This is a genomic window from Oscillibacter sp. PEA192 (assembly GCF_003574015.1).
Classification (GTDB): Bacteria; Bacillota; Clostridia; order Oscillospirales; family Oscillospiraceae; genus Oscillibacter; species Oscillibacter welbionis.
In genome coordinates, this window is the sequence record NZ_AP018532.1 from 1,674,242 (window position 1) to 1,699,078 (window position 24,837).

The following is a 24,837-nucleotide window of genomic DNA, read 5'->3' on the forward strand; positions in this document are numbered from 1 at the left end:
TCGCGCATGCGTGCTCTCATTCCTTGACGATGGTGCCCACGTTCTCACCGCACAGGGCCCGGATGATGTTCCGCGGGTCCTTCAGGGCAAACAGCAGCACCGGAATGTGGTTGTCCATGGACAGGGACGTGGCGGTGGAGTCCATCACCGCCAGGTGCTGGGCCAGCACATCGTCATAAGTGATGACGTCGTACTTCACCGCAGTGGGGTCCTTTACCGGGTCGGCCGTGTAGACGCCGTCCACGTTCTTGGCCAGCAAAATCACGTCGGCGTCGATCTCCGCCGCCCGCAGCACCGCCGCAGTGTCCGTGGAGAAGTAGGGATTGCCGGTGCCTGCGCCGAAGATCACCACCCGGCCCTTCTCCAGGTGCCGAATGGCCCGGGAACGGATGTAGGGCTCCGCCACAGCCCGCATCTCAATGGCGGTCTGCACCCGGACGGGAATCCCCTTCTGCTCACACACGTCCGCCACAGCCAGGCAGTTCATCACCGTGGCCAGCATTCCCATGTGGTCGGCCCGGGTGCGCTCCATGGCGCCGCCGCTGTTTTTCGCACCGCGCCAGAAGTTGCCGCCGCCCACCACCAGACCTACCTGGACGCCCATGTCCAGACACTCCTTGATGACATCGCAGACCTGACCAATCACCTCAAAATCCAGGCCGGTATGCTTGTCACCGGCCAGGGCCTCGCCGCTGATCTTCAGCAGGACCCGTTTATACACAGGCTTCGCCATGATGAAAACCTCCGTCTGTTCTGCTCACAAAATATCATTGATATTTTAGCGTATTTTTCCGCTTTTGCATAGGGGGTAGACAAAGTTTTTCCAAAAAAGCAGGTCCTGCGGACAGGAAGAAGAGAGGACCGTGGTCCTCTCTTTCCGCATTATCCCCCGCAGGTCTGGACCAGCAGGCGGATCAGGTCCTCTTTCCCCATTCCCTTCTCCGCGGAAAAGGGGAGCAGAATATCCGCCTCCGTCAGCTCCAGCGTCTCCCGGACCAGTTGAAGGGCCGGCTCCACCTGGCTCTTTTTCAGCTTATCCAGCTTGTTGGCCACCACGATCTCCGGACAGCCCGTCTGGCGGAACCAGTCGTGCATCACAAGATCGTTGGCCGTGGGCTTGTGGCGGATGTCCACGATCAGCACGCCGGTGGTGATCCGGTCCGCCTCCTCCTGGAAGTAGCTCTCCATCAGCTTCGCCCACCGCTCCTTCTCCGCCTGGGAGACCCTGGCATAGCCGTACCCCGGCAGATCCACCAGATAGGCCCGGCGGTCAATGAGGAAGTAGTTCACCTGAGTGGTCTTGCCGGGGGAGGCGCCCACATAGGCAAGGTTCTTCCGTCCCACCAGCCGGTTGATGACAGAACTCTTTCCCACATTGGACCGGCCTGCAAATGCGAACTGGGGCAGACCGTCCCGAATGAAATCCTCCCGCCGTCCGGCAGAGCGGACAAACTCCGCCTTGGCAAAATTCAAAGCCATACAAACACTCCTTTACTGCCGCACGGCGGCGTCACGGCCGCTCTCACGCCCCGCCGGGGCAAAGGCCGCCACATGGTCCGCCACCTCTTCCCGGATGGGATCCCGCTCTGGGCACAGAGCGGCGGCGAACACCTGGTCCACCGTTTCCACCGGCACGAACCGCAGGGCAGCCCGGACGGTCTGGTCGATCTCCTCCAGATCCCGGACGTTGTCCTTGGGAATCAGCACCGTGGTGATGCCGCTGCGGAGGGCGGCCATGGTCTTCTCCTTCAATCCGCCGATGGGCAGCACCCGGCCCCGCAGCGTGACTTCGCCGGTCATGGCAATGCCCGCCTTGATCTTCCGGTCCGTCAGGGCCGAGAGCATGGCAGTGGTGACGGCGATGCCGGCGGAGGGGCCGTCCTTGGGCACTGCGCCCTCTGGGAAGTGGACGTGGATGTCCTTCGTCTTGTAAAAGTCCGCTGGAATCCCCAGCACCGCCGCCCGGCTCCGCAGGCAGCTGAGAGCCGCTTGAGCAGACTCCTTCATCACGTCTCCCAGGTTGCCGGTGAGCTCCAGCTTGCCGGAGCCGTCCATGACGTTGACCTCCACCTCCAGGATCTCGCCGCCCGCCTCAGTCCAGGCCAGGCCGTTCACCACGCCGATCTCCTCCCGGTCCGTGTGGAGATCAGGGGGATAGGGCTGGCAGTCCAGGAACTTGGGGAGCTCCTCCTCTGTCACGGTAATCCGCTTGACAGTGCCCTCCAGCAGGCGCATATCCGCCTTCCGGCAGATGGCAGCCAGCCGCCGCTCCAGCAGGCGCACACCGGATTCCCGGGTGTAGTCCCGGATGACGGCCCGGTACACGTCGTCGCTGATGCGGACAGCGCTCTTCTTCAGTCCGTGCTCTGCCAGCTGCTTGGGGAACAAGTGGCGCTTGGCGATCTGCAGCTTCTCCTCATCCGTGTAGCTGGAGAGCTGGATCACCTCCATCCGGTCCAGCAGGGGCCGGGGAATGGTGTCTGTGGTGTTGGCGGTGGTGATGAACATGATCTTGGACAGGTCCACCGGGATCTCCAGGAAATGGTCCCGGAAGGTGCTGTTCTGCTCGCTGTCCAACACCTCCAACAGTGCGGAGGCCGGGTCGCCCCGGTAGTCGTTGCCCAACTTGTCGATCTCGTCCAGCAGCAGAAGGGGATTCATAGACCCGCTGCGGCTGATGGCCTCGATGATCCGGCCGGGCATGGAGCCTATGTAGGTCTTCCGATGTCCCCGGATGTCCGCCTCGTCCCGAACGCCGCCCAGGCTCAGGCGGGCCAGCTTCCGGTTCAGCGCCTTGGCCACGCTGATGGCAATGGAGGTCTTGCCCACGCCGGGCGGGCCCACCAGGCAGAGGATCTGCCCCTTGACGTCCGGATTCATCTGCCGGACGGCGATGGTCTCCAGAATCCGCTCCTTCACCTTTTCCAGGCCGAAGTGGTCCTTTTCCAGCACCCTGCGGGCGGCGTCCACACTGACCCGCTCCTTTGTGGTGGTGTTCCACGGCATCTCCAGACACACGTCCAGATAGTTGCGGATCACCGCACCCTCGGCGGAGCCGAAGGGCTGCTTGGCCAGCTTGTTCACTTCCTTCAGCAGGTGCTGCTCCGTCTCCTCCGGCAGCTCCAGGGCCAGGATCTCCTGGCGGTAGGATTCAATCTCGTCCTCGTCGCCGTCATCGGTCTCCCCCAGCTCGTTCTGGAGGACCCGGATCTGGGTGCGGAGGATCTGGTCCCGCTGGGTGCGGACCAGCTGGTCCCGGACCTTGCTCTCCATTTCGTGCTCAAAGCCCAGCACGTTGTTCTCCCGCACCAGGAAACCGTTGAGCTTCCGCAGCCGGGCGAAGGGGGAGAATTCCTCCAGGATCTCCTGCTTGTCGGTGTAGCGCAGGGCGATGTTCTGGGCAATATAGTCCGCCAGGAAGCCGGGGTCCCGGCTGTCCATCACCGTGGCCACCACCTCCTCCGGCACACCGCTGGCCTGCTCGGCATACTCGCCGAACAGGGCGTAGGTCTGGCGGAGCAGGGCCTCCGTCCGGGGGCTCTTCCGCATGGCCTCAGAGGACGGCTCCTCCGGGATGGCCTCCACATTGGCCTGGAGGAAGGGCTCCGTCTGCCACAGGCGGCGCAGGTGGGCCCGCTGCCGCCCCTCCACCATCACTCGGACAGAGGACTGGCCCAGCCGCAGGATCTGCGTGATGTGGGAGACCGTGCCAATGGTGTACAGGTCCTTTTCCTCCGGCGCGTTCACCCCGATCTCCCGCTGGGTCACCAGGAAGATGTCCTGATCGGCCTCCATGGCCCGCTCCAGGGCCGCGATGGAGATCGGCCGCTCCACGTCAAAGGTCAGTGTCATGTGTGGAAACACCGTCAGGCCCCGGAGGGCCAGAACGGGCAGATTCCAAGTGGTCAGTTCCATGTGCTTGTTCCTTTCTGAGGGGATGGTAAAACAGGAGAGAGGGGCGCGGCAGCGTCCCTCCCTCTCTTCATTAAGACGCCGACGCGGGGGTCGAGGAGCCGGAAGCCGGCCTGCCCTCTCCCTTGCCGGTGTTCAATTTCACAGAATAGTTGATCTTCTTGGGGTCGTGGGTCAGCTCGGGACCGCTCCTGCCCTCCACACAGTCCTTTGTGATGACTGCTTTCACCACAGCGGGGTCGGAAGGGATGTCGTACATCATGGGAGTCAGGATACCCTCCATGACGGCCCGCAGGCCCCGGGCGCCGATGTTCCGCTCGATGGCCTTGTCGGCGATGGCCTCCAGGGCCTCCGGCTGGAACTCCAGCTCCACCTCGTCGTACTCCATCAGCTTCTTGTACTGCTTCACCAGGGCGTTCTTGGGCTCCGTCAGGATGCGGACCAGATCCTCCCGCTTCAACGCATTCAAAGACGCGATCACCGGCAGGCGGCCCACCAACTCCGGGATGATGCCGAATTTCAGCAGGTCGTGGGGCTGGACCTCGTGCAGGATCTTGCTGATGTCCTTGTCCTTCTTTCCCTGGACGTTGGCGCCGAAGCCGATGGACTTCTGGTCCAGCCGCCGCTCGATAATCTTCTCCAGCCCGTCGAAGGCACCGCCGCAGATGAAGAGAATATTCTTCGTGTTCACCTGGATGAACTCCTGGTGGGGATGCTTCCGGCCTCCCTGGGGCGGCACGTTGGCAACGGTCCCCTCCACGATCTTCAGCAGAGCCTGTTGGACACCCTCGCCGGATACGTCCCGGGTGATGGAGGTGTTCTCGCTCTTCCGGGCGATCTTGTCGATCTCATCCACATAGATGATGCCGTGCTCCGCCCGCTCCACGTCGAAGTCCGCGGCCTGGAGCAGCCGCAGCAGGATATTCTCCACATCGTCGCCCACATAGCCGGCCTCCGTCAAGGTGGTGGCGTCCGCAATGGCGAAGGGCACCTTCAGAATCCGGGCCAGCGTCTGGGCGAACAGCGTCTTGCCGGAACCGGTGGGCCCCAGCAGCAGGATGTTGCTCTTCTGCAGCTCCACATCCTCGTCCCCGCCGAAGTAGATCCGTTTGTAGTGGTTGTACACCGCCACGGACAGGGCCACCTTGGCCTCGTCCTGGCCGATGACGTACTGGTCCAGCACGTCCTTGATCTCGCGGGGCGTGGGCAGCTGATCAGGCAGGTCCTCCAGCGCGCTGGAAGAGGTGTCCTCAAACCCATCGTTCAAAATGCTCATGCACAGCTGGACGCACTCATCACAGATGCGCACACCGGGTCCCTGGATCATCCGGTGGACCTGGCTCTCATGCTTGCCGCAGAAGGAGCACCGCAGGCCCTTCTTGCTCTCGTCACTCATGGTATTACCTCAGTTTTGGAATTTGGTGCTTATTTCTTGCTGGTGATGATCTTGTCGATGAGGCCGAAGTCCAAAGCCTCCTGGGCTGTCATCCAGTGGTCCCGCTCCGAGGCCGCCTTGATCTCCCCTGCCGTCTTGCCGGTGTTGTTCGCCAGGATCTCATTCAAGTTCTTCTTGATCCGCAGGAAGTGCTCCACGTCGATCTCCATGTCTGTCACCTTGCCCTTGGTACCGGCGGAGGGCTGATGGATCATGATCTCCGCGTTGGGCAGAGCAATGCGCTTGCCCTTGGCGCCGGAGGACAGCAGAAACGCGCCCATGCTGGCGGCCATGCCGATGCAGATGGTGGATACGTCGCACTTCACGTACTGCATGGTGTCGTAGATGGCCATGCCGTCAGTGACGGAGCCGCCGGGGCTGTTGATATACAGCTGGATGTCCTTGTCGGGGTCTTGGGCCTCCAGATACAGCAGCTGGGCAACCACAAGGCTGGCGGTGGTGGCGTTGACCTCTTCCCCCAGAAAGACGATCCGGTCGTTCAGCAGACGGGAGAAGATATCATAGGACCGTTCGCCGCGATTGGTCTGCTCGACTACATAAGGGACTAAGCTCATTGGTAAAACCTCCTTGATTTCCGCACCGGGGACCGGCACAGATGACAGATCTGTTCCTCCCAAACCCGATGCGTCTTCCCCGCCCCGGTGGGGCAGGTAAGGCAAAAGCGCCCGGCCCGCCTGCGGGCCGCCGCGCCTCTGCCAACGCACACGCCTATCTTAATATAGACGCCATGCGGGAATCTGTCAAATCGATGTAGAGCGCCTTCCGCCGGCGGAAAAACACACCGCTCCGCCGGGGCCGTCAATTCCTAGTATACCCGGAATTATTTGGATTCAGCAGGCGTCTCCTCTTCTTTTTTTGCCGCAGCCTTCTTGGTGGCCTTCTTGGCAGGCTTCTTCTCCTCGCCGTCCTCGTCCGCCTTCTTGCGGGTGGTCTTCTTGGCAGGCTTTTCCTCAGCGGCCTCCTCACCCTCGGCGTCCTCTGCCTTCTTGGCAGTCTTCTTGGCGGGCTTCTTCTCCGCCTTCACGGCGGTGGCGCTGTCCACCACCACGGCGATGGCCTTCTGGCTCTTCAGCTGGTCCTTTACCTGCTCAGCCTGGAGATACTTCTTCACGGTCTCCAGATCCATGCCGTACTGGTCGGCCATCCGCTGGAACTCGGCCTCCACCTCTTCATCGGTGGCGTCGATGTTCTCCTCCTTGATGATGGCGGCCATGGCCAGATCCATGCGGACCTGCTTGAGAGCGGGCTCCTTGGCGTCGGCCAGCAGCTGGGCCTCATCCATGCCGGTGGCCTTCATGTACTGGTCGTACTGGAGACCCTGCTGGGCCAGCTGCATCTTGAAGTTGTCCAGGAACTGGCGGGACTGGGCCTCCACCATGGCGTCGGGCACATCGGCGGTGATGTTCTCAGCCACCTGCTCCATCAGGGCGTCCTCGAAGGCGCGCTTCACGGTCTCCTCCCGCTCGGCGGTGATCTTCTTCTTCAGATCAGCCTTCAGGTCCTTCAGAGTGTCGAACTCGCTGACGTCCTTGGCGAACTCATCGTCCAGGGCGGGGATCTCCTTCTCCTTCACCTCATGGACCTTCACCTTGAACACCACTGCCTTGCCGGCCAGGTCCTTGTGATAGTCCTCCGGGAAGGTGATGTCCAGGTCCTTCTCATCGCCGGCCTTCACGCCGACAAGCTGCTCCTCAAAGCCGGGCACAAAGGTGTGGGAACCCAGCTCCAGGCTGAAATTCTCGCCCTTGCCGCCCTCAAAAGGCTTGCCCTCCAGGAAGCCCTCGAAGTCGATGACGACCGTGTCGCCCTCCTTGGCCTCCCGGTCCACGCTCACCAGACGGGTGTTGCGGTCGGTCAGAGCCTTCAGGCGCTCGTCCACATCCGCAGCGGAGACCTTGACCTCCTCCTTGGGGGCGGACAGTCCCTTGTACTGGCCCAGGGTCACTTCGGGATACACAGGGGCGGTGGCCTTGAAGGTGAAGCCGTCGCGGGTCACCTGGCCCTCGATCTCCACAGAGGGATAGCCCACCACCTGGAGCTCCTGCTCCTTCACGGCAGCCTCATAGGCCTCGGGGAACGCGATATTGATTGCCTCTTCGAAAAACACCTCTGCGCCGTACATCCCCTCGATGATCTTCCGGGGGGCCTTGCCAGGGCGGAAGCCCGGCACGTTGATCTTCTTGCGCATCTTCTGATATGCCTTTTCGATGGCAGCTTCAAACTCCGGTGCACCGACCTCGATGGTCAGAACGACCTGGCTCTTTTCGATCTTTTCGCAGCTTTTCACACTCATCTTGTTTATTCCTCCGTTCATCGCCGGTCATAAGCCGGTGCGAAATGGTATTTTACCATACAAAACCTGAAAATGCTATACTTTTTTCCGTTATTCACAAATTTTTTTTGGAACAAATCCCAGATAGTCGGCGGAGATCAGGGAGAAGTCCGTCCCATTCCACCCGCCCTCCAGCCGCCGTTTGATGGCGTAGCCGTGGAGGTGGCCGTAGCAGCACCGCTCCACGGGGTAGGCCGAGAGCAGCCGCAGGATCTCCGGGCACTCGTAGCCCTGATACAGCGGCGGATAGTGAAGGAAGCAGAAGATGGACCGTCCCTCCGCCGCCTTCAGGGAAGTCTCCAGTCTTCCCACCTCCCGGTTGAGGACCTTGGCGTTGTGGGGCTTCTGGTCCTCCTCAAAGAACCATCCCCGGGTCCCGCACAGGGCGTAGCCTCCATACAGGGCGCAGTTGTTATGGAGAAAGTCCAGGGTGGTAAGGCCCTTCTCCGTGAAGAAGTTCTTCATTTTGGACACCGTGGACCACCAGTAGTCGTGGTTCCCCTTCACCAGATACTTTTTGCAGGGGAACTGGTCCAGAAAGCGGAAGTCCGCCTCCGCCTCATTCAGGTCGATGCCCCAGGAGGTGTCCCCCGCCAGGACCAGCACATCGCCGGCGGTCAGCCGGCTCAAAGCATCGCCGATGCGCTCCGTGTAATTCTCCCAGGCGGGGCCGAACACCTCCATAGGCTTGTCCGCTGTCAGGGAGAGGTGCAGGTCCCCGATGGCGTAGAGGGCCATGCGGCACCCCTCCTTTCTCTGTGTCCCGTGAGGCGGAGTCAGCCGTCCTCTTCGGCGGCTCCAACTCCCCGGAACTCTGTTGATCTATCTTGATCTGTGTCCATCTCGATTTTCACGCTGCTGACCTTTCCCCAAACGCGTCCGCCCACCTTCCGGACGCCTGTCTTGGTCAGCAGAATGCCGGGCAGCTTGCTGCCCTCCGGGAGCCAGAGGGACCCTTTGTAGCCTTCGCCCCGGATCCGCCCGGCGCCAATTCGCCGCCGCAATAGGGACAGCGCCGCTCCTGTGCTATGGTGCTCTACTCCCCTTTGCGTTTTTCGGTTGGGTCCTCCGGGTCATCAAAGACAATTTCCCTGCCGCACCTGTCACAGAAGTGCTTTTCCCCCTTCCGCCACCATGGCATGGCATACCCACGGCCGCAGTATGGGCAGCGGAGGTTTCGGACCCACTGGATGCCTCCGTTGACCAGCAGCACGATTCCTGTGATCCGCAGGGTGTTTTTGATCCAATAGGCCGTGTCCATCACCCGGTACCGGTCTCCCAGGGTCCGGTAGGGAATCAGCTCGTTGACAGCCAGGAAGAAAATTCCCAAAGCAAAGAACAGCAGCACCAATCGGGCAAATGCCCGGCTCAAAGGCTTCACGCAATAGCCTCCCTGCCCTCTTTCGGGTTTCCAAAATCCAAAGGCAACAGATTTACAGTCTGCCGCATTAAGCCGTTTCCCGCGTTGCTTTGTTGCAGCGCGATTTACTTCAAAAACTCCAGCACCACGCTGTCCATACCGGGCTTCTCACAGGTGAGGTCGAACCGCCGGGCCTTGCCCTTCAGGGCCGCCAGGCGCCGGGGAATCGCCGTGCCGGTGGTTTCATGCAGCTGGTCCAGCAGCTCCACGCCGTCGCCCGCCGGGGTCTCCCCGATGGCCCGCAGCACGTGGTCGCAGAACTTGTAGGGGGAGGCGGTGGAGACGAACACCGTCACCGTCTTGTCGCCGGTGGCCTTGCGGTACTGTTCCATGACGCTGGCGGCCACGGCGGTGTGGGTATCGATCAGATACCCGTTCTCCTTGTAATACTTGGCGATGGCAGCGGAGGTGCCCGCCTCGCCGCAGAAGCCGCCCCAGAACTGGTCCGCCAGAGCCGCCTTGATGGCGTCGGACACTTCGTACTTGCCGGTCTTGGCGAGGGCATCCATGTAGCCCTTCACCTCCGCATCGTTTTCGCCGGAGAGGTCGAACAGCAGCCGCTCCAGGTTGCTGGACACCAGAATGTCCATAGAGGGACTCATGGTGGTATGGAACGGACGGTTCTTGTCGTACACGCCGGTGCGGAGGAAGTCCGTCAGCACATCGTTGCAGTTGGAGGCGCAGATCAGCTTCCCAACCGGCAGTCCCATGCGCTTTGCGTAGTAGGCCGCCAGGATGTCGCCGAAGTTGCCGGTGGGCACACAGAAGTTCACCTTGTCGCCCATGCTGAGCTTCCCGTCCCGGACCAGGTCGCAGTAGGCGGAGATATAGTAGACCACCTGGGGCAGGATGCGGCCCCAGTTGATGGAGTTGGCGGAGGACAGGAAGTAACCCCGGTCCGCCAGGGTGGCCCGGATGGCCTCATCGGAGAAAATGCGCTTTACACCGGCCTGGGCGTCGTCGAAGTTGCCCTCCACGGCGCAGACGCCCACATTGGCGCCGTCCTGAGTGACCATCTGGGTCTCCTGGACCTTGGACACGCCGTCCTTGGGGTAGAATACCAGGATCTTCGTCTGCGGCACGTCGGCAAAGCCCTCCATCGCAGCCTTGCCGGTGTCGCCGGAAGTAGCCACCAGGATGCATACCGTCTTGGACTCTCCGGTCTTGCGGAGGGCGGCGGAGAGCAGCTGGGGCAGCATCTGCAGGGCCATGTCCTTGAAGGCGCTGGTGGGGCCGTGCCACAGCTCCAGGCAGTGGGTGGTCTCGTCCACCGTGCGGACAGGGGCCACGGCGTCACAGTCGAACTTCTCAGGGCCGTAGGCGTTCTCCGCAAATCCGGACAGCTCCTCATAGGTGTAGTCGGTCAGGTACAGGCCCATGACCTTGGCAGCCCGCTCCTGGTACCGGACATTCACCAGGCTCTCCAAAAAAGCCCGGTCGATCTGCGGGATCCCGCAGGGGGTCAGCAGGCCGCCGTCCCGGCTCAGGCCCATCTTGATGGCCTCCGCTGCGTCCATGCGGACGGCGGCGTCCCGTGTGCTGTAATACTTCATGTCGCTCTCTCCTTCTGACTGTTTTTCAAAACGCATTTTCCAAATATTCCAGCCGGAGGGGGCGGTGAACCCCATCCGTATAAACCTCCGCCACATCGAACCGGGCGGGAGCGTCCAGGTCGTGCTGACTGAGATAGCAGGCCGCTGCGGCCCGGAGCCGTTCCTGCTTCCGCCGGTCCACCGCCTCCCGCGGCAGGCCCGCGAAGCTGCCGCTGCGGAGCTTTACTTCCACAAAGCAGATGGTGCCGTCTCTGTCCCGGGCCACCAGATCCAGCTCTCCGTACCGGCAGCGCCATTGGCTTGCCAGCAACTGGCAGCCCCTCTTCCGCAGGTACTGTGCCGCTGCGGCCTCGCCCCGGTCCCCCAGGGCCTTGGTGGTATTCATGTGCGCCGGGCCTCCCACTTCTTCAGAAAAGTACGCCGGTGGGCAGGGCAGGGGCCGTACCGATCCAGCATTTCATAGTGGAGCTTTGTCCCATAGCCCTTGTGTTTGGCAAACTGGTACTGGGGATACTCCCGGTCCAGCACGCCGGTCACATACCGGTCCCGGCTGACCTTGGCCAGGATGGAGGCCGCCGCAATGGAGGCACTCTTCCCGTCCCCGCCTACCAGGCACATGTGGGGCGCCGTGATGGAGACGCTGCTGCCATGGTCCCGGTTGCCGTCAATGAGGCACAGGTCCGGCCGAATGGATAACCCCTCAATGGCCCGGTTCATAGCCAGCATCCGGGCGTTGAGGATATCCAAACTGTCGATCTCCTCCGCCGTCACAAAGGCGATGCTGTACGCCTCTGCCGTGGCGGTGATCTGGTCGAACAGGACATCCCGCTTCTTCGCCGTCAGCTTTTTGGAGTCGTTGAGGCCAGGAAAACCGATCTCCCGGGGCAGAATGACGGCAGCGGCGTACACCGGCCCCGCCAGGGGCCCGGCTCCTGCCTCGTCCACTCCGCAGAGGGCCGTGAGACCACTATTCCATTGTTCACGCTCATAGGTCCAGAGGTCCATTTCCATCCTACCAATACTCCATGACGATCTTCTTACAGCCACGGCAGACCCAGGCGGGAAGCCATGTCCGGTTGTAGCGGAACGTCATCGGTCCGTCCAGCACAATGCCGCCATCTGCCTCGATGTTCCGCCTCGTATAAAACGTGCGGAGGTCTTTCTCTCCCGGCATGAAAAAAAGACCGATGCTGTTCTTGGTGATGACATGGCCCTTTTCCATCTCTTTTCCGCAGACAGGGCAGTTCATGGATATGCCTCCCTCCTCGCAGGGCAGGTTCCTTCGCTTTCCGCGATTCCCGCCAAGTGATGTCAATACTCCAGAAGGATCTTTTTGCAGGCGCGGCAGACATAGCCATGTACAGTTGCGCGGTCGCTCCCCCGTATATGATGCGGGCCATCCAAAACAATCCCGCCGTGCTGTTCCACACTGCGCTTCGTATCCCAGAATCCCACTTTTCCGCCGGGCGGCAGGAAGAAAAGGCCCCGCCCCAGCTCCGTATAAAGGCTCCCCCGCTCCAGCTCTTTTCCGCAAGACGGGCAATTCATAGGCGCGCTTCCCTCATTCTGACGCTGCAGGCTGTTCCGTCTCCTCCGGCATTTCCAGTGTGAAGCGTCCCAGCTTGCCAGCTCTGTACTCGTCCAACAGGATCTTGGCCATCCGCTCCGTGTCCACCTCGCCGCCGGAGATCAGAAAGCCCCGCTTTTTCCCGGCGGCCTCCAGCAGGCGGTAGCCCCAGGCCACGTCCTCCCCGCCGTCCTGACGCTCCGGCAGGGATGGGAGCTTGTAGCCGGTCCTCAGGGCCTCCGGGTAGTTGGTGCCCAGGTACGCCATCAGGTGGCAGCCCAGGGTCTCCATGTCCAGGATCTCGTCCTTCACCGCGCCGGTGTAGGCCAGGTTCAGCCCCACGCTCTGGTCCTCAAACTTGGGCCACAGAATGCCGGGGGTATCCAGCAGTTCCAGCCCGCGGTCGATGGGCACCCACTGCTTGGCCCGGGTGACACCGGGCCGGTCCTCGGTTTTGGCAGTCTTGCGGCCGGCGATCCTGTTGATAAAGGTGGACTTGCCCACGTTGGGCACGCCCAAAATCATCACCCGGACCACCCGGTTCTGCCCCTTTTCCGCATAGGCGCGCAGCTTGTCCGCAAGAAGCGTCTTGACAGCAGCGGCAAACTGCTTTGTCCCGGCGCCGCTCTTGGCGTCGGACTCCATCACCGCGTACCCCTTTGCCCGGAACCAGGCCGCCCACCGCTTCGTGGCGTCTGGGTCCGCCTGGTCCACCCGGTTCAGCACCACCAGCCGGGGCTTCCCCGCCGTCAGTTCGTCCACATCCGGGTTCCGGCTGGACACAGGGATTCGGGCGTCCACGATTTCGCACACTGCATCCACATGTTTGATCTGCTCGGCGATCATCCGCCGGGTTTTGGTCATGTGACCGGGATACCATTGAATATTCATAGTCCTACCTCACGCCGCCCCGGCGGGCGGCGCCCAATCAATTCTTCTCAGGAAGCTGTCCCCGTGGCTCAGTCGATCCCCGCAATGGGGCCGATGCGGCCGAAGTCCCGTTGCCCGGTGGCCTCGTCCGCGCCGGGAAACAGCAGGAACACCGCCTTGCCGATGACATACCGGGTGTCCACCGTGCCAAGGTCGCTGCTGCGGCTGTCGCTGGAGTGGTTTCGGTTGTCGCCCATGACGAAAATGGAGCCCTCCGGCACCGTCAGGGGAAATTCCGTCCCCTCCTCCACATAGGTGGGCTCGTTGATATAGTCCTCCTCCAGCAGCTCCCCGTCCACATAGACGGCGCCGGAGACAAAGTCGATGTCCACCGTCTGGCCCTCCGTGGCGATCACCCGCTTCACGATGGGCTCCTCCAGAAAGGTGTCCTTCCGCAGCACCACGATGTCGCCGTACCCATAGTCGTTGTCCAGCATGGCGTTCAGCACCAGCAGCCGGTCTCCGTCCTGCAGGGTGGGCACCATGGAGTGCCCATCCACGCCGATGAGCCGGATGACGAAGGTAAACAGCAGCACCACCGCCAGCACGGAGCACACCAGCGCCTGGGCCCACTCATACAGGTCCCGGCCCTCCTCCTTTTCCGGAGACACCTCCTGCGTCTCCTGCTTCTTCTCTTTCTTCCACATGTCTGCAAAACCTCCGCGGGCGCTTTCGCCCCTGTTGATGGAAAGCCCCCCACCGGAGGTCTCCTTGTTCTTATGTCAGCGGGCCGATCCTGCCGAAGTCCCGCTTGTCGGTGTCCGCAGTCACGCCTGGGAACAACAGGAACACCGCCCGTCCCAAAATCTGCCGGGTATCCACCGGCCCCAGCTCTGGATCCCGGCTGTCATCGCTGTCGTTGCGGTTGTCGCCCATAACAAAGACGCAGCCCTCCGGCACGGTGACAGGGAACTCCAGCCCCTCCTCCAGATAGGTGGGCTGGCGGATGTAGTCCTCCCCCAGCAGCTGCCCATCCACATAGACGGCACCGGCGGTAAAGTCGATGTCCACCGTCTGGCCCTCTGTGGCGATCACCCGCTTCACGATGGGCTCCCCGTCCTTGAAGCTCTCCTTCCGGATGATGACGATGTCCCCGGCCTCAAATCCACCGCACAGGTGGGCGTTCATCACCAGCAGGCAGTCCCGATGCTGGAGCGTCTCCCGCATGGAGGGGCCGGACACCAGCACCACCCGCGCCGCAAAGGTGAACAGCAGTACCGTTGCTGTCACGGCGCACACCAGCACCTGTACCCACTCGTACAGCCCGCGGAGGGAAAGCGCGTCCCTGTTGAGCCGTTTTCCTCCCCGCACGTGACCGCCTCCTCCAGCACCGCAGTTTTTCACAATAACGTATGCTAGTATATCAAAGAACCGTCAAAATCACAAGATGCCGGGGAAATTTTGTGTGACAAGAAAAAAGAGAGGCTTTCGCCTCTCTTTCGTCTTGGATCACAGCTTTTCCTTGACCTTGGCGCCCTTGCCCACGCGGCCGCGCAGATAGTACAGCTTGGCACGCCGCACAGCACCGTTGCGGACCACCTCGATCTTGTCGATGGAGGGAGAGTGCACGGGGAAGACCTTCTCCACACCGACACCGTAGGAGATGCGGCGCACGGTGATGGTCTCGGTGATGCCGCCGTGCTTCTTGGCGATGACGGTGCCCTCGAAGACCTGGATACGCTCACGGGAGCCTTCCTTGACCTTCACGTGCACCCGGACCGTGTCGCCCACCTTGACGGGGGTCACTTCCGCTTCCAGACGCTCTTTGTTCAGTTCCTTAATCAGATCCATGGATGTTCCTCCTAAATAATAGGTGTTCATGCCGCTTCTCTCAAAGGCACATCAACGCACTCCGGCGTGTGCACGGCAGAGGACCACCCTTTGTAGCCGTAATAGGATACCACGGCCAGGAGGAAAATGCAAGTATTTTTTACAAAAAATCCGCCTTTCTGCCGTGCAGTTCCCGAAGAGCCGCCGCCAGCAGGCCGAATGCAGCCGGCAGCAGCCACAGGCTCCCGCCGGTCCGCCCGATCAGCCACAGCACCAGGCCGCCCAGGGCCAGCGCCGTCGTGCCCCCCGCCCAGCAGGCGATGCGCTCCGCGGCGGAGGGACCCGCCAGCCATGCGGCCGCGAGATACAGCGCCCGGCCGCCGTCCAGGGGCCGCACCGGCAGCAGGTTGAAGAGGCACAGTGACAGATGGGCTCCCGCCGCCACCCAGGCGTGGGCGCCCCCCAGAACCAGCGCGCACAGCAGATTCACTGCTGGCCCCGCCAGCACCGCCGCGATCTCCCCCGGATAGGACAGGCGGGCGGCGGAAGTCATCAGCTCCGCCCCAAAGACGCTGACCCGCAGCTCCCGCACCCGGGCCCCCAGCAGCCGCAGCACCAGCAGGTGTCCCAGCTCGTGGAGCGCCGCGGCGGAGAGGATCACCGCCAGCAGCTGCCAGCCGTTCACCAGTGTGAACCAGGCCGCCAGCAGCCAGAAGCCGCCGGAAATCCGAATCCGGTCACGCCAGCGAGACATAGTAGATGGGATTTAGGTACTGGCTGCCCTCATGGAGCTCGAAGTGCAGATGAGGCCCGGTGGCCACGCCGGTCTCCCCCACCTCTGCGATCACGTCCCCCTCCTTCACAGAGGCGCCTGAGGAGGCGATAATCCGGCTGCAATGGGCATACAGGGTGGAGTAGCCCCCCTCGTGGGCAACGGTGATGTACTTGCCGTAGCTGCTGCTCTCCCCCACGGCGGTGACGGTACCGTCGGCAAAGCAGCCGATCTCCGTCCCAGCGGCGGCGCCGATGTCAATACCATAGTGGAACCGCTCCTCTCCCTCCACCGGGTGCTCCCGGTAGCCGAAATCAGAGGTGAGGGTGCCCATCACCGGGGTGCAGTAATCAAAGCCCAGCAGGGCCTGTTCCAGGCACACGTTGTCCGGCAGGTTCTGGTCGGAGTAGAGGACGTAGGCCAGGGTAGACGCCTCCGCCGCGCCCTGGGATGCGGTTTCCGCAGTCTCCGCTGTCTGATCGGCCTCTGCTGTCTGCGCGGTCTCTGCCGTCTGGGATGCTGCTGCGGGCAGATCCAGCCAGCCGTCGCTGCTGCCGGTCCCGGTCCGGAAGGCCCGCAGGGGCGCGATGGCCGCAGGAAGCTGGAGAGACACCGCCTCTCCCCCTGCCGGGGCTGACACCTCCACGGCGGAATCCTCCTGAGGGTCGAACACCGCCTGATACATATCCTGAAGGGCCACGTCCACATCCGCTTCGCCGCTCACGGCCCGCCCCACAGCGGAGAACACGGCCTGCACATCGATGTTCTGTTCCAGCATTCCGGTGAGCTTGGCATTCACCTGGGCCATGCGTCCCGGCAGCAGGAGCTTCACCGCCACCAGCAGCACAAAGATGCTGCCGCAGGCCACCAGCTGGATCAGATGCCGCCGCTCTCCCGGAGTCAGAGTTTCCCGTTTTCCCCGCTGGACCCTGTGCGGCGCAGCCGGGGTACTCCGCCGCCGCCTTTCCGCCGCCCGATGCTGGGACGAGACGGTGCCGATCCGCCGCCCAACGTGCCGTGCCGCCATGACGCTCCCTCCCCTGTCGGAATCTATTCCAAACTCTATGCGCCGACCGGGCGGGATATGCGTCTTTGGGAATCGTCTGCCCCCGCCGAAAAAGAGACCGGGAAGGGGCTCCCTTCCCAGTCTCTTGCACTTGCCCGCTTTGCGGGGCGTTATCCCAGCAGGCCCAGCATCGCCGCACACAGGGCCGTCCTGTCCCGGATGGAGGGGATGCGCACCCGCTCTTCCGTGGTGTGGATCTGTTCTGCGATGGCGGAGAGGGCGTCCACCGTGGGGACGCCGTAAGTGGAGAGATAGGCCCCGTCGGTGGCGGTGGGGTCCGCGATCTCCTCCGGCTCCCAACCCAGCAGCTCCGCCGCCTCTGCCGCCCGGAGATAGGCGCTGTGATTGGCGGCGTTCCGCTCCATGGCGGGGAACAGCGTCCGGTAGGTGACCTGCACCCGGCAGCCCTCCACCGTCACCTGGTCCGCCATGCTGTCCAGCCTGGCCTGGATCACCGGGAAGTCCGCGTTTTCCGGAATCCCGGCCACGCAGAACTCCCCCCGGGCCTCTCCGGCCACCACGCCGTTGGGCCGTCCGCCGGAGATGGGCGCCACATTGTAGTAGATGCCCTTCTCATAGTCGTTGAAGCTGTATAGCCGGATGATCTGGTGAGCCAGCTCCAGCACGGCGCTGCGGCCCTCCAGATACGCCTTGCCCGCATGGGCCTCCCGCCCCGCCACGTCGACGGTTCCCAGAATCACCCCCCGGCGGGATGTGACAAACCGGGGACGTCCGTCCCGCTCCCGGCCGCCCTCGAACACCAGGGCCAGAGCCGCGTCCTGCGCCTCCCGGGCGTAGACCTTGCGGCCGGACCGGGAGCCGGTCTCCTCGTCACAGGTGAAAAGGTACGTCAGCTCCCAGGGGGGCAGCAGGCCCGCCTTTTTCAAAATCAGCGCCCCGAACAGGGAGATAAGGACGCCGCTCTTGCAGTCCCCGGCCCCCAGGCCGTGGGCCCACTCCCCTTCAATATGAAAGGGGTGCTTTTCCGCAAAGCCGGGGCCGAACACCGTGTCCAGGTGGGCGGCCAGCAGCACCTTTCCCCGGGGCTGTTCCGGCCGCACCCGGGCCACCAGATGGGTCCCCAGACCAGGCTCCGTCACCCGCTCTGTCCGGGCCCCCAGCTCGGAGAGCACCGGCTCCAGCAGCCCGGTCACGGCGGCGTTGCCCGCCTCATTGCCGGTGCCGCTGTCGATGGCGCAGATCTGTTCCAGCAGCGCCAGCTGGCGGGGCAGCATCTCCTCCGCCCCGGCCCGGACGATCCGGGCCAGTGTCTGTCTCTTGGCATCCTCCATCGGCCGTGCCTCACTCCGCCAGCAGGTCCACCATGACCTCCGCCGGATCGAAGGCGGCGTCGATCATGCCCACCTTCTGGAGCCAGTCGATGTTCTCCTGCCACACGGACACGTCCTGGGACAGGAAGGGCGCGTCGGCCGTCTCCATGATGGGCAGCAGCACATCAAAGCTTCGCCGTTCCACGGACTCCGTCAAGGGGAAGTTCTCCTCGTCCTGGTTGGCCAACAGGAGCCCCAATGCCTCCTCCGGGTCCGCCTGCATATCGGCAAAGCCCTTCTGACAGGCCCGCAGGAACCGAGTGTACTTGTCCCGGTTGGCCTCCAGCTGGTCCTCGCCGGTCACCAGCATCAGCGCGTAGTAGTTGGGTACGCCGTAGTCCATGACCTCCATGTAGTCCACGGCGAAGCCCTCCTCCTCCAGCGCAGGAACCTCGTGGTTGATGAAGCAGCCGAAGGTGGCGTCCACATTTCCGGTGGTCATGGCGCTCATCAGGTCAAAGCCCACGTCGATCAACTCCACGTCATCCAGCGTGGCGCCCACAGTCTCCAACATCTGGCCCACCGCCACCTCGCCGAAGCGGGTGCCGGAGTAGCCGATGGTCTTGCCGATCAGGTCCTCCGGGGTCTTGATGTTTTTCTCCGCCAGGGCACAGACGATGCTGATGGGCTGCTGGACCACAGCTCCCAGCACCTTCACCGGCACGTCCTCATTGGCCCTGGCGATGATGGTGTCCTCCTGATAGTAGAAGCCGATATCCGCCCGGCCCGCCGCCGTCATGGTCAGGGGATCGCTGGCGTTAGAGGGGAACAGGATATTCACCTGCAGGCCCTCCTCCGCAAAGTAGCCCTTCTCCTCCGCCTCGTAGAGGAAAGCATGGACGGCGTTGGGATACCAGTCCAGCACCACGTCGATGGTCTCCAGCTCTCCATCGTCCTGCCCGTCCGCCGTGTCCCCGCTTCCGCCGGAGGAGCAGCCGGTGAGCAGCAGAAGCGCCGTCAGCAACAGCGCAAGTTTCTGTTTCATCATCAATCTTCCTTTCTTTATAAACTGGATCCAGGTGATTCCTGCGGGGCCCGCCCCGCAGGTTTCAGGACTCTCCCCTCCAGCGGACGAACCGCTTTTCCAGCAGGTTCACAACGGCCACCGCCAGGATGGCCGCCGCGGACAGCAGCACAATAGGGGCGAACACCCCGGCGCCGTCCAACTGGGTCATCATGCGGCGGGAGAAGTAGCCCAGGCCGCTCTTGGCCCCCAACCACTCGCCGATGGCCGCGCCGATGATGCTCATGGGCACCGCCATCTTGACGGCGGAGAAGAAGTATGGCAGGGCGCAGGGCACCTTGATCTTCAAAAAGATGTCCTTCTTCGTGGCACCGTAAGTCTCCAGCAGCTCCGCCATCTCCGTCTTGGCGGAGCGGAGCCCGTCGTACACTGTGATGGTGATGGGGAAAAAGGTGATGAGCACTGTCACCAGCACCTTGCTCCAGATGCCGTAGCCGAACCACAGCACAAAGAGCGGTGCGATGGCGGTGGTGGGAATGGTCTGGGACACCACCACGATGGGATAGATCATCTTGCGGACCAGGTCGCTCTCGTCCATCACCACCGCCAGGGCCAGGCCCAGCACCAGAGAGATCCCCAGGCCGATGGCCGTCACCAGCATGGTGGCGGGCAGATGAACAGTGAAGAGGACATCCCGCAGCTCCCACAGCTTCGCCAGGATCTGGGTGGGAGACGGCAGGATATAGGCCGCGTCTAATCCCATGGCCCCCGCCTGCCAGAGAATCAACAGGGCGAAGAGAAAAATCATGGCAGGTAGATTTGCTTTACAGGCCTTTTTCATGGGGTCACCTGCTTTCGCAGAAGGTCGATGAGATGCTCCTTCAGCTCCACCATCTCCGGCAGTTTGAGGCAGGAGCGGTCCCGTGGGAAGGACGCGGGGACCGGAATCTCCGCCAGCTCCCGGATGGGGGTGCGCTCCACCACCAGCACGCTGGAGGAGAGGAACAGCGCCTCCTCCACGTCGTGGGTGATGAAGAGGATGGTCCTCTTGTGCCGCTGCCACTGGTCCAGCAGCCACTCCTGCATGGAGATCCGGGTGAGGAAGTCCAGGGCGGAGAAGGGCTCGTCCAGCAGCAGCAGGTCGCAGCCCGTCAGCATGGTGCGGGCAAAGGCCGCCCGCTGCCGCATCCCGCCAGAGAGCTCGTCCGGCATCTTGCTGCCGCAGCCGGCAAGTCCCACGTCGGCCAGCGCCGCCTCCGCCCGGTCCCGGCGCTCCGCACGGGTCAGCTCCCCCTGGATCTCCAAGGGCAGCGCCACATTTTCTCCCACGGTTCGCCAGGGGAACAGCAGGTCCTTCTGGGGCATATAGCCGCAGTAGTGCTTGCGTCCCACAATGGACTTCCCCTCCACCAGAATGGTCCCCGCCTTGGGCTTTAGGAGTCCGTTGGTCATGCGGAATATGGTGCTCTTTCCGCAGCCGCTGATGCCGATGATGCAGTGGAAGGAGCCGGGTTCCACGGCAAAGCTCAGGTGGTCGATGATATCGAAGTCCTCGCTGGGGTACTGATAGGAGACGTTCTGAAATTCCAGCATGGTCATCGCTCCAGCGTCCAGGCCATCTCCCAGAAGCCCAGCTCATACCGGCTGCAGTTGATGAAGATCTCCTCCAGCCGCTGGTATTCCGCCTCCGTGCAGCTCTCCGCCAGGGTGTCCATCAGCTCCACCAGCGCGTCGTTGGTTTTCTGGTAGTCCTCCCCCGCGTAGCTGCGGATCCACTCGCCGTAGAAGGGGTGGTCCGCCGCGCCGGGGATGGCCGCCAAGCGCGTGCCGATCTCCGCATAGCTCCAGGAGCAAGAGAGGATGGCGGCGATGATCTCCGCCGGCCCGCCCGCGGCGGCACAGGAGAGCATGTAGTGGGTATAGGACAAATTGGAGAGGGCCGGCTGGACAGAAAACACCTGCTCCTCCGTGATGCCCAACCGGGCCATGTAGGCCCGGTGGACCTTCATCTCCCCGCCCAGAATCGCGTCCACATTGGCGGAGAAGGTCCGCATCAGGCCGGGGTCCCGGGCCTTCACTACACCGTAGGCGAACACCCGGGCGTAGTCGAACAGGTACAGATAGTCCTGCAGCAGGAACCACCGGAACTTCTCCAGGTCCAGGCTGCCGTCTCCAATCCCCCGGACAAAGGGATGGTCATGGCACTGCTCCCAGATGGGATGGGCGGCCTCGTACAGCCGCTGTGTCGTTCTCATTCGTATTCCTCCTATCCAATGGCCGGTCCGCCCCCATGCAAAAAGGCGGGGTCCCCTTTGGGACACCCCGCCTTCGCTCCAATCCTATCTCTTCCGTGCGGAAGAGACTCCGCACGAATAGCTTGTGCTGCGTCCCTACGTTGGCATTACCCACATCAGGTCAGGTCGAGGGACCGGCCCCTCATCTCAGCCTCCTCGCGGAAGCTCCCTTGCACGTTTTATTATAAAAGCCCGTCTTCTTTTTGTCAATAAATTTTTCCCGGTTTTCGGTAAAAATCCCGCATTTACACCAGATGCCGCTCGATCTCCTGCCGGGTGGGCAGGGAGGGGATCGCCCCTCTGCCCTGAACACAGAGCCATCCGCTGACGTTGCCGTACTCCAGCGCCTCCTGCACCAGCGGCTCCGTCAGCTGCTCCGCCTGGGTGACACCCCGGAATCGCATCTGAGACAGCATTCCGCCCCAGAAGGCGTCTCCGGCGCCGGTTGCATCCGCGCAGTGGGCCCGCCGACCCGGGACAGCGAGGCGCCGCCCCCGGAAATATCCTCTGGCACCCTGACCGCCCAGGGTCAGCACCACCAGCGTCAATCCGTACCGCTCCATAAGGGCGGGCAGCTCCGCCTCGCCCCCCAGCATATCGGCCTCCTCCTCTGAGATCTTCAGCAGATCCACGTCCGGCAGGATCTCCCGCACCTTTGCGGCGCAGGCCTCCTGACTGCCGTTCCACATCATGTCCCGGTAATTCACATCAAAGCTCACCAGCCTGCCCATCTCCCGACCCAGGTGCAGGGCCTTGGCTGTGGCCTCTGCCGCTGGGGAGGCGGAGAGAGAACACGACCCGGCGTGGACGATCACCGTGTCCCGGATGTCCGCCTCCCGTACGTCCTCCTCCCGAAGGAACATATCCGCTCCAGGCTTGCGGACAAAGGTGAAGCTCCGCTCCCCTTCCTCCGTCAAAGAGACAAACGCCATGGTGGTGACCGCCTCCCGGCAGGGCTCCCGCCGGATACAGCGCACCCTGTTTTCCCGGAGGGTGCCCAGCAGGTACCGCCCGAAGTCGTCATCCCCCACAGAGCAGCACATGGCCGCCTCCAACCCGTTCCGGGCGGCGGCGATGGCCACATTTGCAGGGGCGCCCCCGGCGTTTCGAATATAGCTTCCGGGCTCACTGCCCGGCAAAAAGTCAACTAGCATCTCGCCAACGCTGTAAAGGTCCACCAGTGGTCCTCCTTGTCTGAGGTGGTTTTGCAATCATTCGCATCGATTATTAAACCATTTCCAGCGTTCAATGTCAATCGTTTAGCTGATGTTTTTATAGGAGAAAAATGTACTTTTTGTGGGATTTCCGATATTGCGGCAAGCCGCCCCGGGAAATCACCCGTTTTGAAGAGGTAGCTCCCCCGAGAAGATCCGGGCGATCCCGCCGCAGGCCGCCCCCAGAAGCGCTCCCTCCCCCAGGAAGCGCGGCTTTCTCACCAGGACTCTGCCGCCCCCATCCGCTGGGCGCAGGCGGGCAATGGCGGATTCCAGATCCGCCACGTGCCGGTCGGTCCAGCAGAGTCCGTCGCCGCCCAGCAACACCAGTTCGCTGTTCAGCAGATTCAGGGCGCTGGCGATCCCTGCAGCCAGAAAGTCCACGGTCTCCCGGAACACCCGGTCTACTTCCCCGCTGCCGGTTATCCGGCAGAAATCGGCGTAGGAAGCCTCCAGTCCCGTTCGATGATACAGTTTTTTCAGCACCTCCGGCGAACGAACGTACAGCTCCAGGCAGCCACGGCCGCCGCACCGGCAGGGACGGCCACCGGCGCAGATGGTGACATGGCCCAGCCCCAGGGGCCGTCCTCCCCGGCCCCTGCACAGTTGCCCGCCGCTGAGGACCGCGCTGCCCACCCGGTCCCCCAGGCTGACAAACAGCACGTCCCGGCAGTTCCGGGCCCTGCCGAACAGGCTCTCCACCAGCAGAGCGCTCTGGCAGGTGTCCTCCAGGAATACCGGGAGGCCGTACCGCTCCCGGACTGCCGGACGCACGGATTCCGAGGGACACATCTGCTCCCCGCCGGGCCGCCAGGGCAGGTCCGCCGCCAAGCCGATGGCCCGTACACCAGCCGTCCCGGACAGCATCTTGTCCAACAGCCTGAGAGCGGTCTCCCGCCGCACCGCCTCCGGAGCGTCCTTCGGCAGGTCCGTGCCAGCCCGCCGGAATACCCGGAGGTCCAGCCCGCACAGAACACTCTCACAACGGCCCGGGAGGAACGCCACGCCCGCTGCCTTCGGCGCTTCGGGTGAGAGCCGGAGGCGCACGGGGTTCCGCCCCGGCTCCTCGCTGCACACCACCTCGCTCTCTCGCAGGACATCCCCGTCGATCATCTCACCCACGATATTGGAGATGGTCATTTTGCTCAAGCCCGTTCTCACCACCAGATCCCGCCGGGTCCGGCATGCGCCGGTGGCAACCATGCGCAGGACCAATCCGCGGTTGTCCCGCCTGTTGTCTCCGCTGTTTTTTCCCGCTTTCTCCAGCATGACCTGTCCTTTCCCGCGATGCCTGTCAAACCTCCCGTGCCGGAGTTCGCCTCCGGCATTCTTCATTTGTTTACTATATGACGCTCCCAGAGGCCCGTCAAGAAAAACCGCTCCCCCACCCGGAGGAGCGGTATAGGACATCATCTAAATTCTGTCCCATATCACCGTCCCAGCAGGGCAGCCCCGCCCAGCAGCACCCCATAGACTATCGGCTGGTGGAGCATATATACCGGCAGGGACTGCCTGCCCAAGGCACACAGGGGCGGACACCGGAGCGCGTCCGGATCCAGCCGCTCCATCGGCCCGGCCAGCAGGCGGCGGAGAAAATGCCCCGCCAGGAACAGGAACAGCCAGGGCAGCAGGGAGAAATAATCCGTGGAGAAAAAGTCCGGCGGCGGAAATCCTATGTACGCCGTCAGCAGATTACGGTAAAGTCCCTCCGGTACCGTTCCCAGCGTCCAGTCCTCAAATCCCAGCGTCCCCTGGTTCACGTTCCGCAGCAGGGTGAACAAGGCCGCGCTGGCGGCGAGGCCCACCCCCACAGGTACGTGCCGCAGCAGTTTTTCCAGTGGGACCATCAGCAACATGCAGGAGCCGATCAGCGTCAGCACGCCGAACCAGATCTGCTCCTCCGGCATGAAGAGCACCGTCACCAGCGTCACCACCCAGCCGCAGCCGAACACCGTCAGTCCCCTCCGGAGGGGCCGCCGCCCCAGGCTGAAGCAAAATCCGGAGAGGAGGATAAAGGTCCAGCAGATGCTCTGCTGCCAGATGTACGCGCCGGTGCCCCGGTACCAATCCCAGTCCGCGTGGAACAGATACACCAAGTCCCAGCAGGCGTGATAGGCGATCATGCTCACCAGCGTCAGGCCCCGCAGGGCATCCAGGGAGGCGATCCGCCTTCTGGGCCGGACCAGTGTCCGAGTCCCGCTGTCTGCTGCCATCTTCCGCTCCTCCTCTCCGGCGACCGGCGGAACCGGTCGTCTA

The 24,837-nt window shown here is 63.0% G+C and carries 28 protein-coding genes; all 28 read right to left on the reverse strand.

Annotated features, from left to right (window positions below; all coding sequences use genetic code 11):
• Positions 1-16: 16 nt before the first annotated feature.
• The 28 genes from pyrH to DN611_RS08430 all read right to left on the reverse strand — a co-directional run bounded on the left by pyrH (position 17) and on the right by DN611_RS08430 (position 24,794).
• Positions 17-733 (reverse strand): UMP kinase, encoded by a 717-nt coding sequence (pyrH, locus tag DN611_RS08295; RefSeq protein WP_021751238.1) that lies wholly within the window; start codon positions 731-733, stop codon positions 17-19.
• A 149-nt stretch (positions 734-882) separates the two neighbouring features.
• Positions 883-1,479, reverse strand: coding sequence for a ribosome biogenesis GTP-binding protein YihA/YsxC (gene yihA, locus DN611_RS08300; RefSeq protein WP_021751239.1), 597 nt, complete (start codon positions 1,477-1,479; stop codon positions 883-885).
• Positions 1,480-1,491: 12 nt separating this feature from the next.
• Positions 1,492-3,915 carry an endopeptidase La gene (gene lon, locus DN611_RS08305; protein WP_119311075.1) on the reverse strand — a complete coding sequence of 808 codons (2,424 nt, stop codon included), beginning with the start codon at positions 3,913-3,915 and terminating at the stop codon, positions 1,492-1,494.
• A 70-nt stretch (positions 3,916-3,985) separates the two neighbouring features.
• Entirely contained in the window at positions 3,986-5,308 is a 1,323-nt protein-coding gene (gene clpX / locus DN611_RS08310; RefSeq protein WP_119311076.1) for an ATP-dependent Clp protease ATP-binding subunit ClpX, read from the reverse strand.
• Between the two features lie 29 nt (positions 5,309-5,337).
• On the reverse strand, positions 5,338-5,922 hold the full coding sequence (locus DN611_RS08315) for an ATP-dependent Clp protease proteolytic subunit (RefSeq protein ID WP_119311077.1): 585 nt from the start codon (positions 5,920-5,922) through the stop codon (positions 5,338-5,340).
• A 266-nt stretch (positions 5,923-6,188) separates the two neighbouring features.
• Positions 6,189-7,661 (reverse strand): trigger factor, encoded by a 1,473-nt coding sequence (tig, locus tag DN611_RS08320; protein WP_119311078.1) that lies wholly within the window; start codon positions 7,659-7,661, stop codon positions 6,189-6,191.
• Between the two features lie 90 nt (positions 7,662-7,751).
• Entirely contained in the window at positions 7,752-8,438 is a 687-nt protein-coding gene (locus tag DN611_RS08325; protein ID WP_119311079.1) for a metallophosphoesterase, read from the reverse strand.
• Between the two features lie 38 nt (positions 8,439-8,476).
• Positions 8,477-8,704 carry a hypothetical protein gene (locus DN611_RS08330; RefSeq protein WP_021751246.1) on the reverse strand — a complete coding sequence of 76 codons (228 nt, stop codon included), beginning with the start codon at positions 8,702-8,704 and terminating at the stop codon, positions 8,477-8,479.
• 32 nt (positions 8,705-8,736) lie between these two features.
• Positions 8,737-9,081 (reverse strand): hypothetical protein, encoded by a 345-nt coding sequence (locus tag DN611_RS08335; RefSeq protein WP_021751247.1) that lies wholly within the window; start codon positions 9,079-9,081, stop codon positions 8,737-8,739.
• Between the two features lie 104 nt (positions 9,082-9,185).
• On the reverse strand, positions 9,186-10,673 hold the full coding sequence (thrC, locus tag DN611_RS08340) for a threonine synthase (protein WP_119311080.1): 1,488 nt from the start codon (positions 10,671-10,673) through the stop codon (positions 9,186-9,188).
• 25 nt (positions 10,674-10,698) lie between these two features.
• Positions 10,699-11,058: a YraN family protein gene (locus DN611_RS08345; protein WP_021751249.1), complete on the reverse strand. Its 360-nt coding sequence runs from the start codon at positions 11,056-11,058 to the stop codon at positions 10,699-10,701.
• A complete protein-coding gene (locus tag DN611_RS08350) occupies positions 11,055-11,678 on the reverse strand; it encodes a ribonuclease HII (protein ID WP_083491062.1) in 624 nt (207 codons plus the stop codon). The genes DN611_RS08345 and DN611_RS08350 overlap by 4 nt, the downstream gene beginning before the upstream one ends.
• Before the next feature lie 7 nt (positions 11,679-11,685).
• A complete protein-coding gene (locus DN611_RS08355; protein ID WP_025543974.1) occupies positions 11,686-11,922 on the reverse strand; it encodes a PF20097 family protein in 237 nt (78 codons plus the stop codon).
• A 62-nt stretch (positions 11,923-11,984) separates the two neighbouring features.
• Positions 11,985-12,221, reverse strand: a complete 237-nt coding sequence (locus DN611_RS17300; protein WP_025543973.1) for a PF20097 family protein — start codon at positions 12,219-12,221, stop codon at positions 11,985-11,987.
• A 13-nt stretch (positions 12,222-12,234) separates the two neighbouring features.
• Positions 12,235-13,131 (reverse strand): ribosome biogenesis GTPase YlqF, encoded by an 897-nt coding sequence (gene ylqF, locus DN611_RS08365; RefSeq protein ID WP_025543972.1) that lies wholly within the window; start codon positions 13,129-13,131, stop codon positions 12,235-12,237.
• A 68-nt stretch (positions 13,132-13,199) separates the two neighbouring features.
• The gene (lepB, locus tag DN611_RS08370) at positions 13,200-13,817 is read right to left on the reverse strand and encodes a signal peptidase I (protein ID WP_025543971.1); all 618 of its coding nucleotides are present in this window, start codon (positions 13,815-13,817) and stop codon (positions 13,200-13,202) included.
• 70 nt (positions 13,818-13,887) lie between these two features.
• On the reverse strand, positions 13,888-14,481 hold the full coding sequence (gene lepB, locus DN611_RS08375; protein WP_119311081.1) for a signal peptidase I: 594 nt from the start codon (positions 14,479-14,481) through the stop codon (positions 13,888-13,890).
• Between the two features lie 138 nt (positions 14,482-14,619).
• Positions 14,620-14,961 (reverse strand): 50S ribosomal protein L19, encoded by a 342-nt coding sequence (rplS, locus tag DN611_RS08380; protein ID WP_021751256.1) that lies wholly within the window; start codon positions 14,959-14,961, stop codon positions 14,620-14,622.
• Between the two features lie 139 nt (positions 14,962-15,100).
• Positions 15,101-15,694 (reverse strand): peptidase M50, encoded by a 594-nt coding sequence (locus DN611_RS08385; protein ID WP_119311082.1) that lies wholly within the window; start codon positions 15,692-15,694, stop codon positions 15,101-15,103.
• Positions 15,678-16,739, reverse strand: coding sequence for a M23 family metallopeptidase (locus DN611_RS08390; protein ID WP_021751258.1), 1,062 nt, complete (start codon positions 16,737-16,739; stop codon positions 15,678-15,680). Before DN611_RS08390 ends, DN611_RS08385 begins: the two co-directional genes overlap by 17 nt.
• Before the next feature lie 149 nt (positions 16,740-16,888).
• On the reverse strand, positions 16,889-18,070 hold the full coding sequence (locus DN611_RS08395) for a M20/M25/M40 family metallo-hydrolase (protein WP_119311083.1): 1,182 nt from the start codon (positions 18,068-18,070) through the stop codon (positions 16,889-16,891).
• A gap of 10 nt (positions 18,071-18,080) precedes the next feature.
• Entirely contained in the window at positions 18,081-19,094 is a 1,014-nt protein-coding gene (locus DN611_RS08400; protein WP_326131160.1) for an ABC transporter substrate-binding protein, read from the reverse strand.
• Positions 19,095-19,158: 64 nt separating this feature from the next.
• Entirely contained in the window at positions 19,159-19,914 is a 756-nt protein-coding gene (locus tag DN611_RS08405; protein WP_025545092.1) for an ABC transporter permease, read from the reverse strand.
• Positions 19,911-20,666: an ABC transporter ATP-binding protein gene (locus DN611_RS08410; RefSeq protein WP_025545093.1), complete on the reverse strand. Its 756-nt coding sequence runs from the start codon at positions 20,664-20,666 to the stop codon at positions 19,911-19,913. The genes DN611_RS08405 and DN611_RS08410 overlap by 4 nt, the downstream gene beginning before the upstream one ends.
• Positions 20,667-20,668: 2 nt before the next feature.
• Complete coding sequence (gene tenA, locus DN611_RS08415) at positions 20,669-21,328, reverse strand: thiaminase II (RefSeq protein ID WP_119311084.1); 660 nt, start codon at positions 21,326-21,328, stop codon at positions 20,669-20,671.
• 284 nt (positions 21,329-21,612) lie between these two features.
• Positions 21,613-22,545: a carbohydrate kinase family protein gene (locus DN611_RS08420; RefSeq protein WP_119311085.1), complete on the reverse strand. Its 933-nt coding sequence runs from the start codon at positions 22,543-22,545 to the stop codon at positions 21,613-21,615.
• Between the two features lie 156 nt (positions 22,546-22,701).
• Complete coding sequence (locus DN611_RS08425) at positions 22,702-23,850, reverse strand: ROK family protein (protein ID WP_036631297.1); 1,149 nt, start codon at positions 23,848-23,850, stop codon at positions 22,702-22,704.
• 161 nt (positions 23,851-24,011) lie between these two features.
• A complete protein-coding gene (locus tag DN611_RS08430) occupies positions 24,012-24,794 on the reverse strand; it encodes a heparan-alpha-glucosaminide N-acetyltransferase (RefSeq protein WP_021751266.1) in 783 nt (260 codons plus the stop codon).
• Positions 24,795-24,837 lie beyond the last annotated feature (43 nt).

What these genes read in the sequence shown, in the direction of transcription:
- pyrH (WP_021751238.1), bottom strand. Translation starts at nt 733, where the DNA reads ATGGCGAAGCCTGTGTATAAACGGGTCCTGCTGAAGATCAGCGGCGAG.
- yihA (WP_021751239.1), bottom strand. Translation starts at nt 1,479, where the DNA reads ATGGCTTTGAATTTTGCCAAGGCGGAGTTTGTCCGCTCTGCCGGACGG.
- lon (WP_119311075.1), bottom strand. Translation starts at nt 3,915, where the DNA reads ATGGAACTGACCACTTGGAATCTGCCCGTTCTGGCCCTCCGGGGCCTG.
- clpX (WP_119311076.1), bottom strand. Translation starts at nt 5,308, where the DNA reads ATGAGTGACGAGAGCAAGAAGGGCCTGCGGTGCTCCTTCTGCGGCAAG.
- DN611_RS08315 (WP_119311077.1), bottom strand. Translation starts at nt 5,922, where the DNA reads ATGAGCTTAGTCCCTTATGTAGTCGAGCAGACCAATCGCGGCGAACGG.
- tig (WP_119311078.1), bottom strand. Translation starts at nt 7,661, where the DNA reads ATGAGTGTGAAAAGCTGCGAAAAGATCGAAAAGAGCCAGGTCGTTCTG.
- DN611_RS08325 (WP_119311079.1), bottom strand. Translation starts at nt 8,438, where the DNA reads ATGGCCCTCTACGCCATCGGGGACCTGCACCTCTCCCTGACAGCGGAC.
- thrC (WP_119311080.1), bottom strand. Translation starts at nt 10,673, where the DNA reads ATGAAGTATTACAGCACACGGGACGCCGCCGTCCGCATGGACGCAGCG.
- DN611_RS08345 (WP_021751249.1), bottom strand. Translation starts at nt 11,058, where the DNA reads ATGAATACCACCAAGGCCCTGGGGGACCGGGGCGAGGCCGCAGCGGCA.
- DN611_RS08350 (WP_083491062.1), bottom strand. Translation starts at nt 11,678, where the DNA reads ATGGACCTCTGGACCTATGAGCGTGAACAATGGAATAGTGGTCTCACG.
- DN611_RS08355 (WP_025543974.1), bottom strand. Translation starts at nt 11,922, where the DNA reads ATGAACTGCCCTGTCTGCGGAAAAGAGATGGAAAAGGGCCATGTCATC.
- DN611_RS17300 (WP_025543973.1), bottom strand. Translation starts at nt 12,221, where the DNA reads ATGAATTGCCCGTCTTGCGGAAAAGAGCTGGAGCGGGGGAGCCTTTAT.
- ylqF (WP_025543972.1), bottom strand. Translation starts at nt 13,131, where the DNA reads ATGAATATTCAATGGTATCCCGGTCACATGACCAAAACCCGGCGGATG.
- lepB (WP_025543971.1), bottom strand. Translation starts at nt 13,817, where the DNA reads ATGTGGAAGAAAGAGAAGAAGCAGGAGACGCAGGAGGTGTCTCCGGAA.
- rplS (WP_021751256.1), bottom strand. Translation starts at nt 14,961, where the DNA reads ATGGATCTGATTAAGGAACTGAACAAAGAGCGTCTGGAAGCGGAAGTG.
- DN611_RS08385 (WP_119311082.1), bottom strand. Translation starts at nt 15,694, where the DNA reads ATGTCTCGCTGGCGTGACCGGATTCGGATTTCCGGCGGCTTCTGGCTG.
- DN611_RS08390 (WP_021751258.1), bottom strand. Translation starts at nt 16,739, where the DNA reads ATGGCGGCACGGCACGTTGGGCGGCGGATCGGCACCGTCTCGTCCCAG.
- DN611_RS08395 (WP_119311083.1), bottom strand. Translation starts at nt 18,070, where the DNA reads ATGGAGGATGCCAAGAGACAGACACTGGCCCGGATCGTCCGGGCCGGG.
- DN611_RS08400 (WP_326131160.1), bottom strand. Translation starts at nt 19,094, where the DNA reads ATGAAACAGAAACTTGCGCTGTTGCTGACGGCGCTTCTGCTGCTCACC.
- DN611_RS08405 (WP_025545092.1), bottom strand. Translation starts at nt 19,914, where the DNA reads ATGAAAAAGGCCTGTAAAGCAAATCTACCTGCCATGATTTTTCTCTTC.
- DN611_RS08410 (WP_025545093.1), bottom strand. Translation starts at nt 20,666, where the DNA reads ATGCTGGAATTTCAGAACGTCTCCTATCAGTACCCCAGCGAGGACTTC.
- tenA (WP_119311084.1), bottom strand. Translation starts at nt 21,328, where the DNA reads ATGAGAACGACACAGCGGCTGTACGAGGCCGCCCATCCCATCTGGGAG.
- DN611_RS08425 (WP_036631297.1), bottom strand. Translation starts at nt 23,850, where the DNA reads ATGCTGGAGAAAGCGGGAAAAAACAGCGGAGACAACAGGCGGGACAAC.
- DN611_RS08430 (WP_021751266.1), bottom strand. Translation starts at nt 24,794, where the DNA reads ATGGCAGCAGACAGCGGGACTCGGACACTGGTCCGGCCCAGAAGGCGG.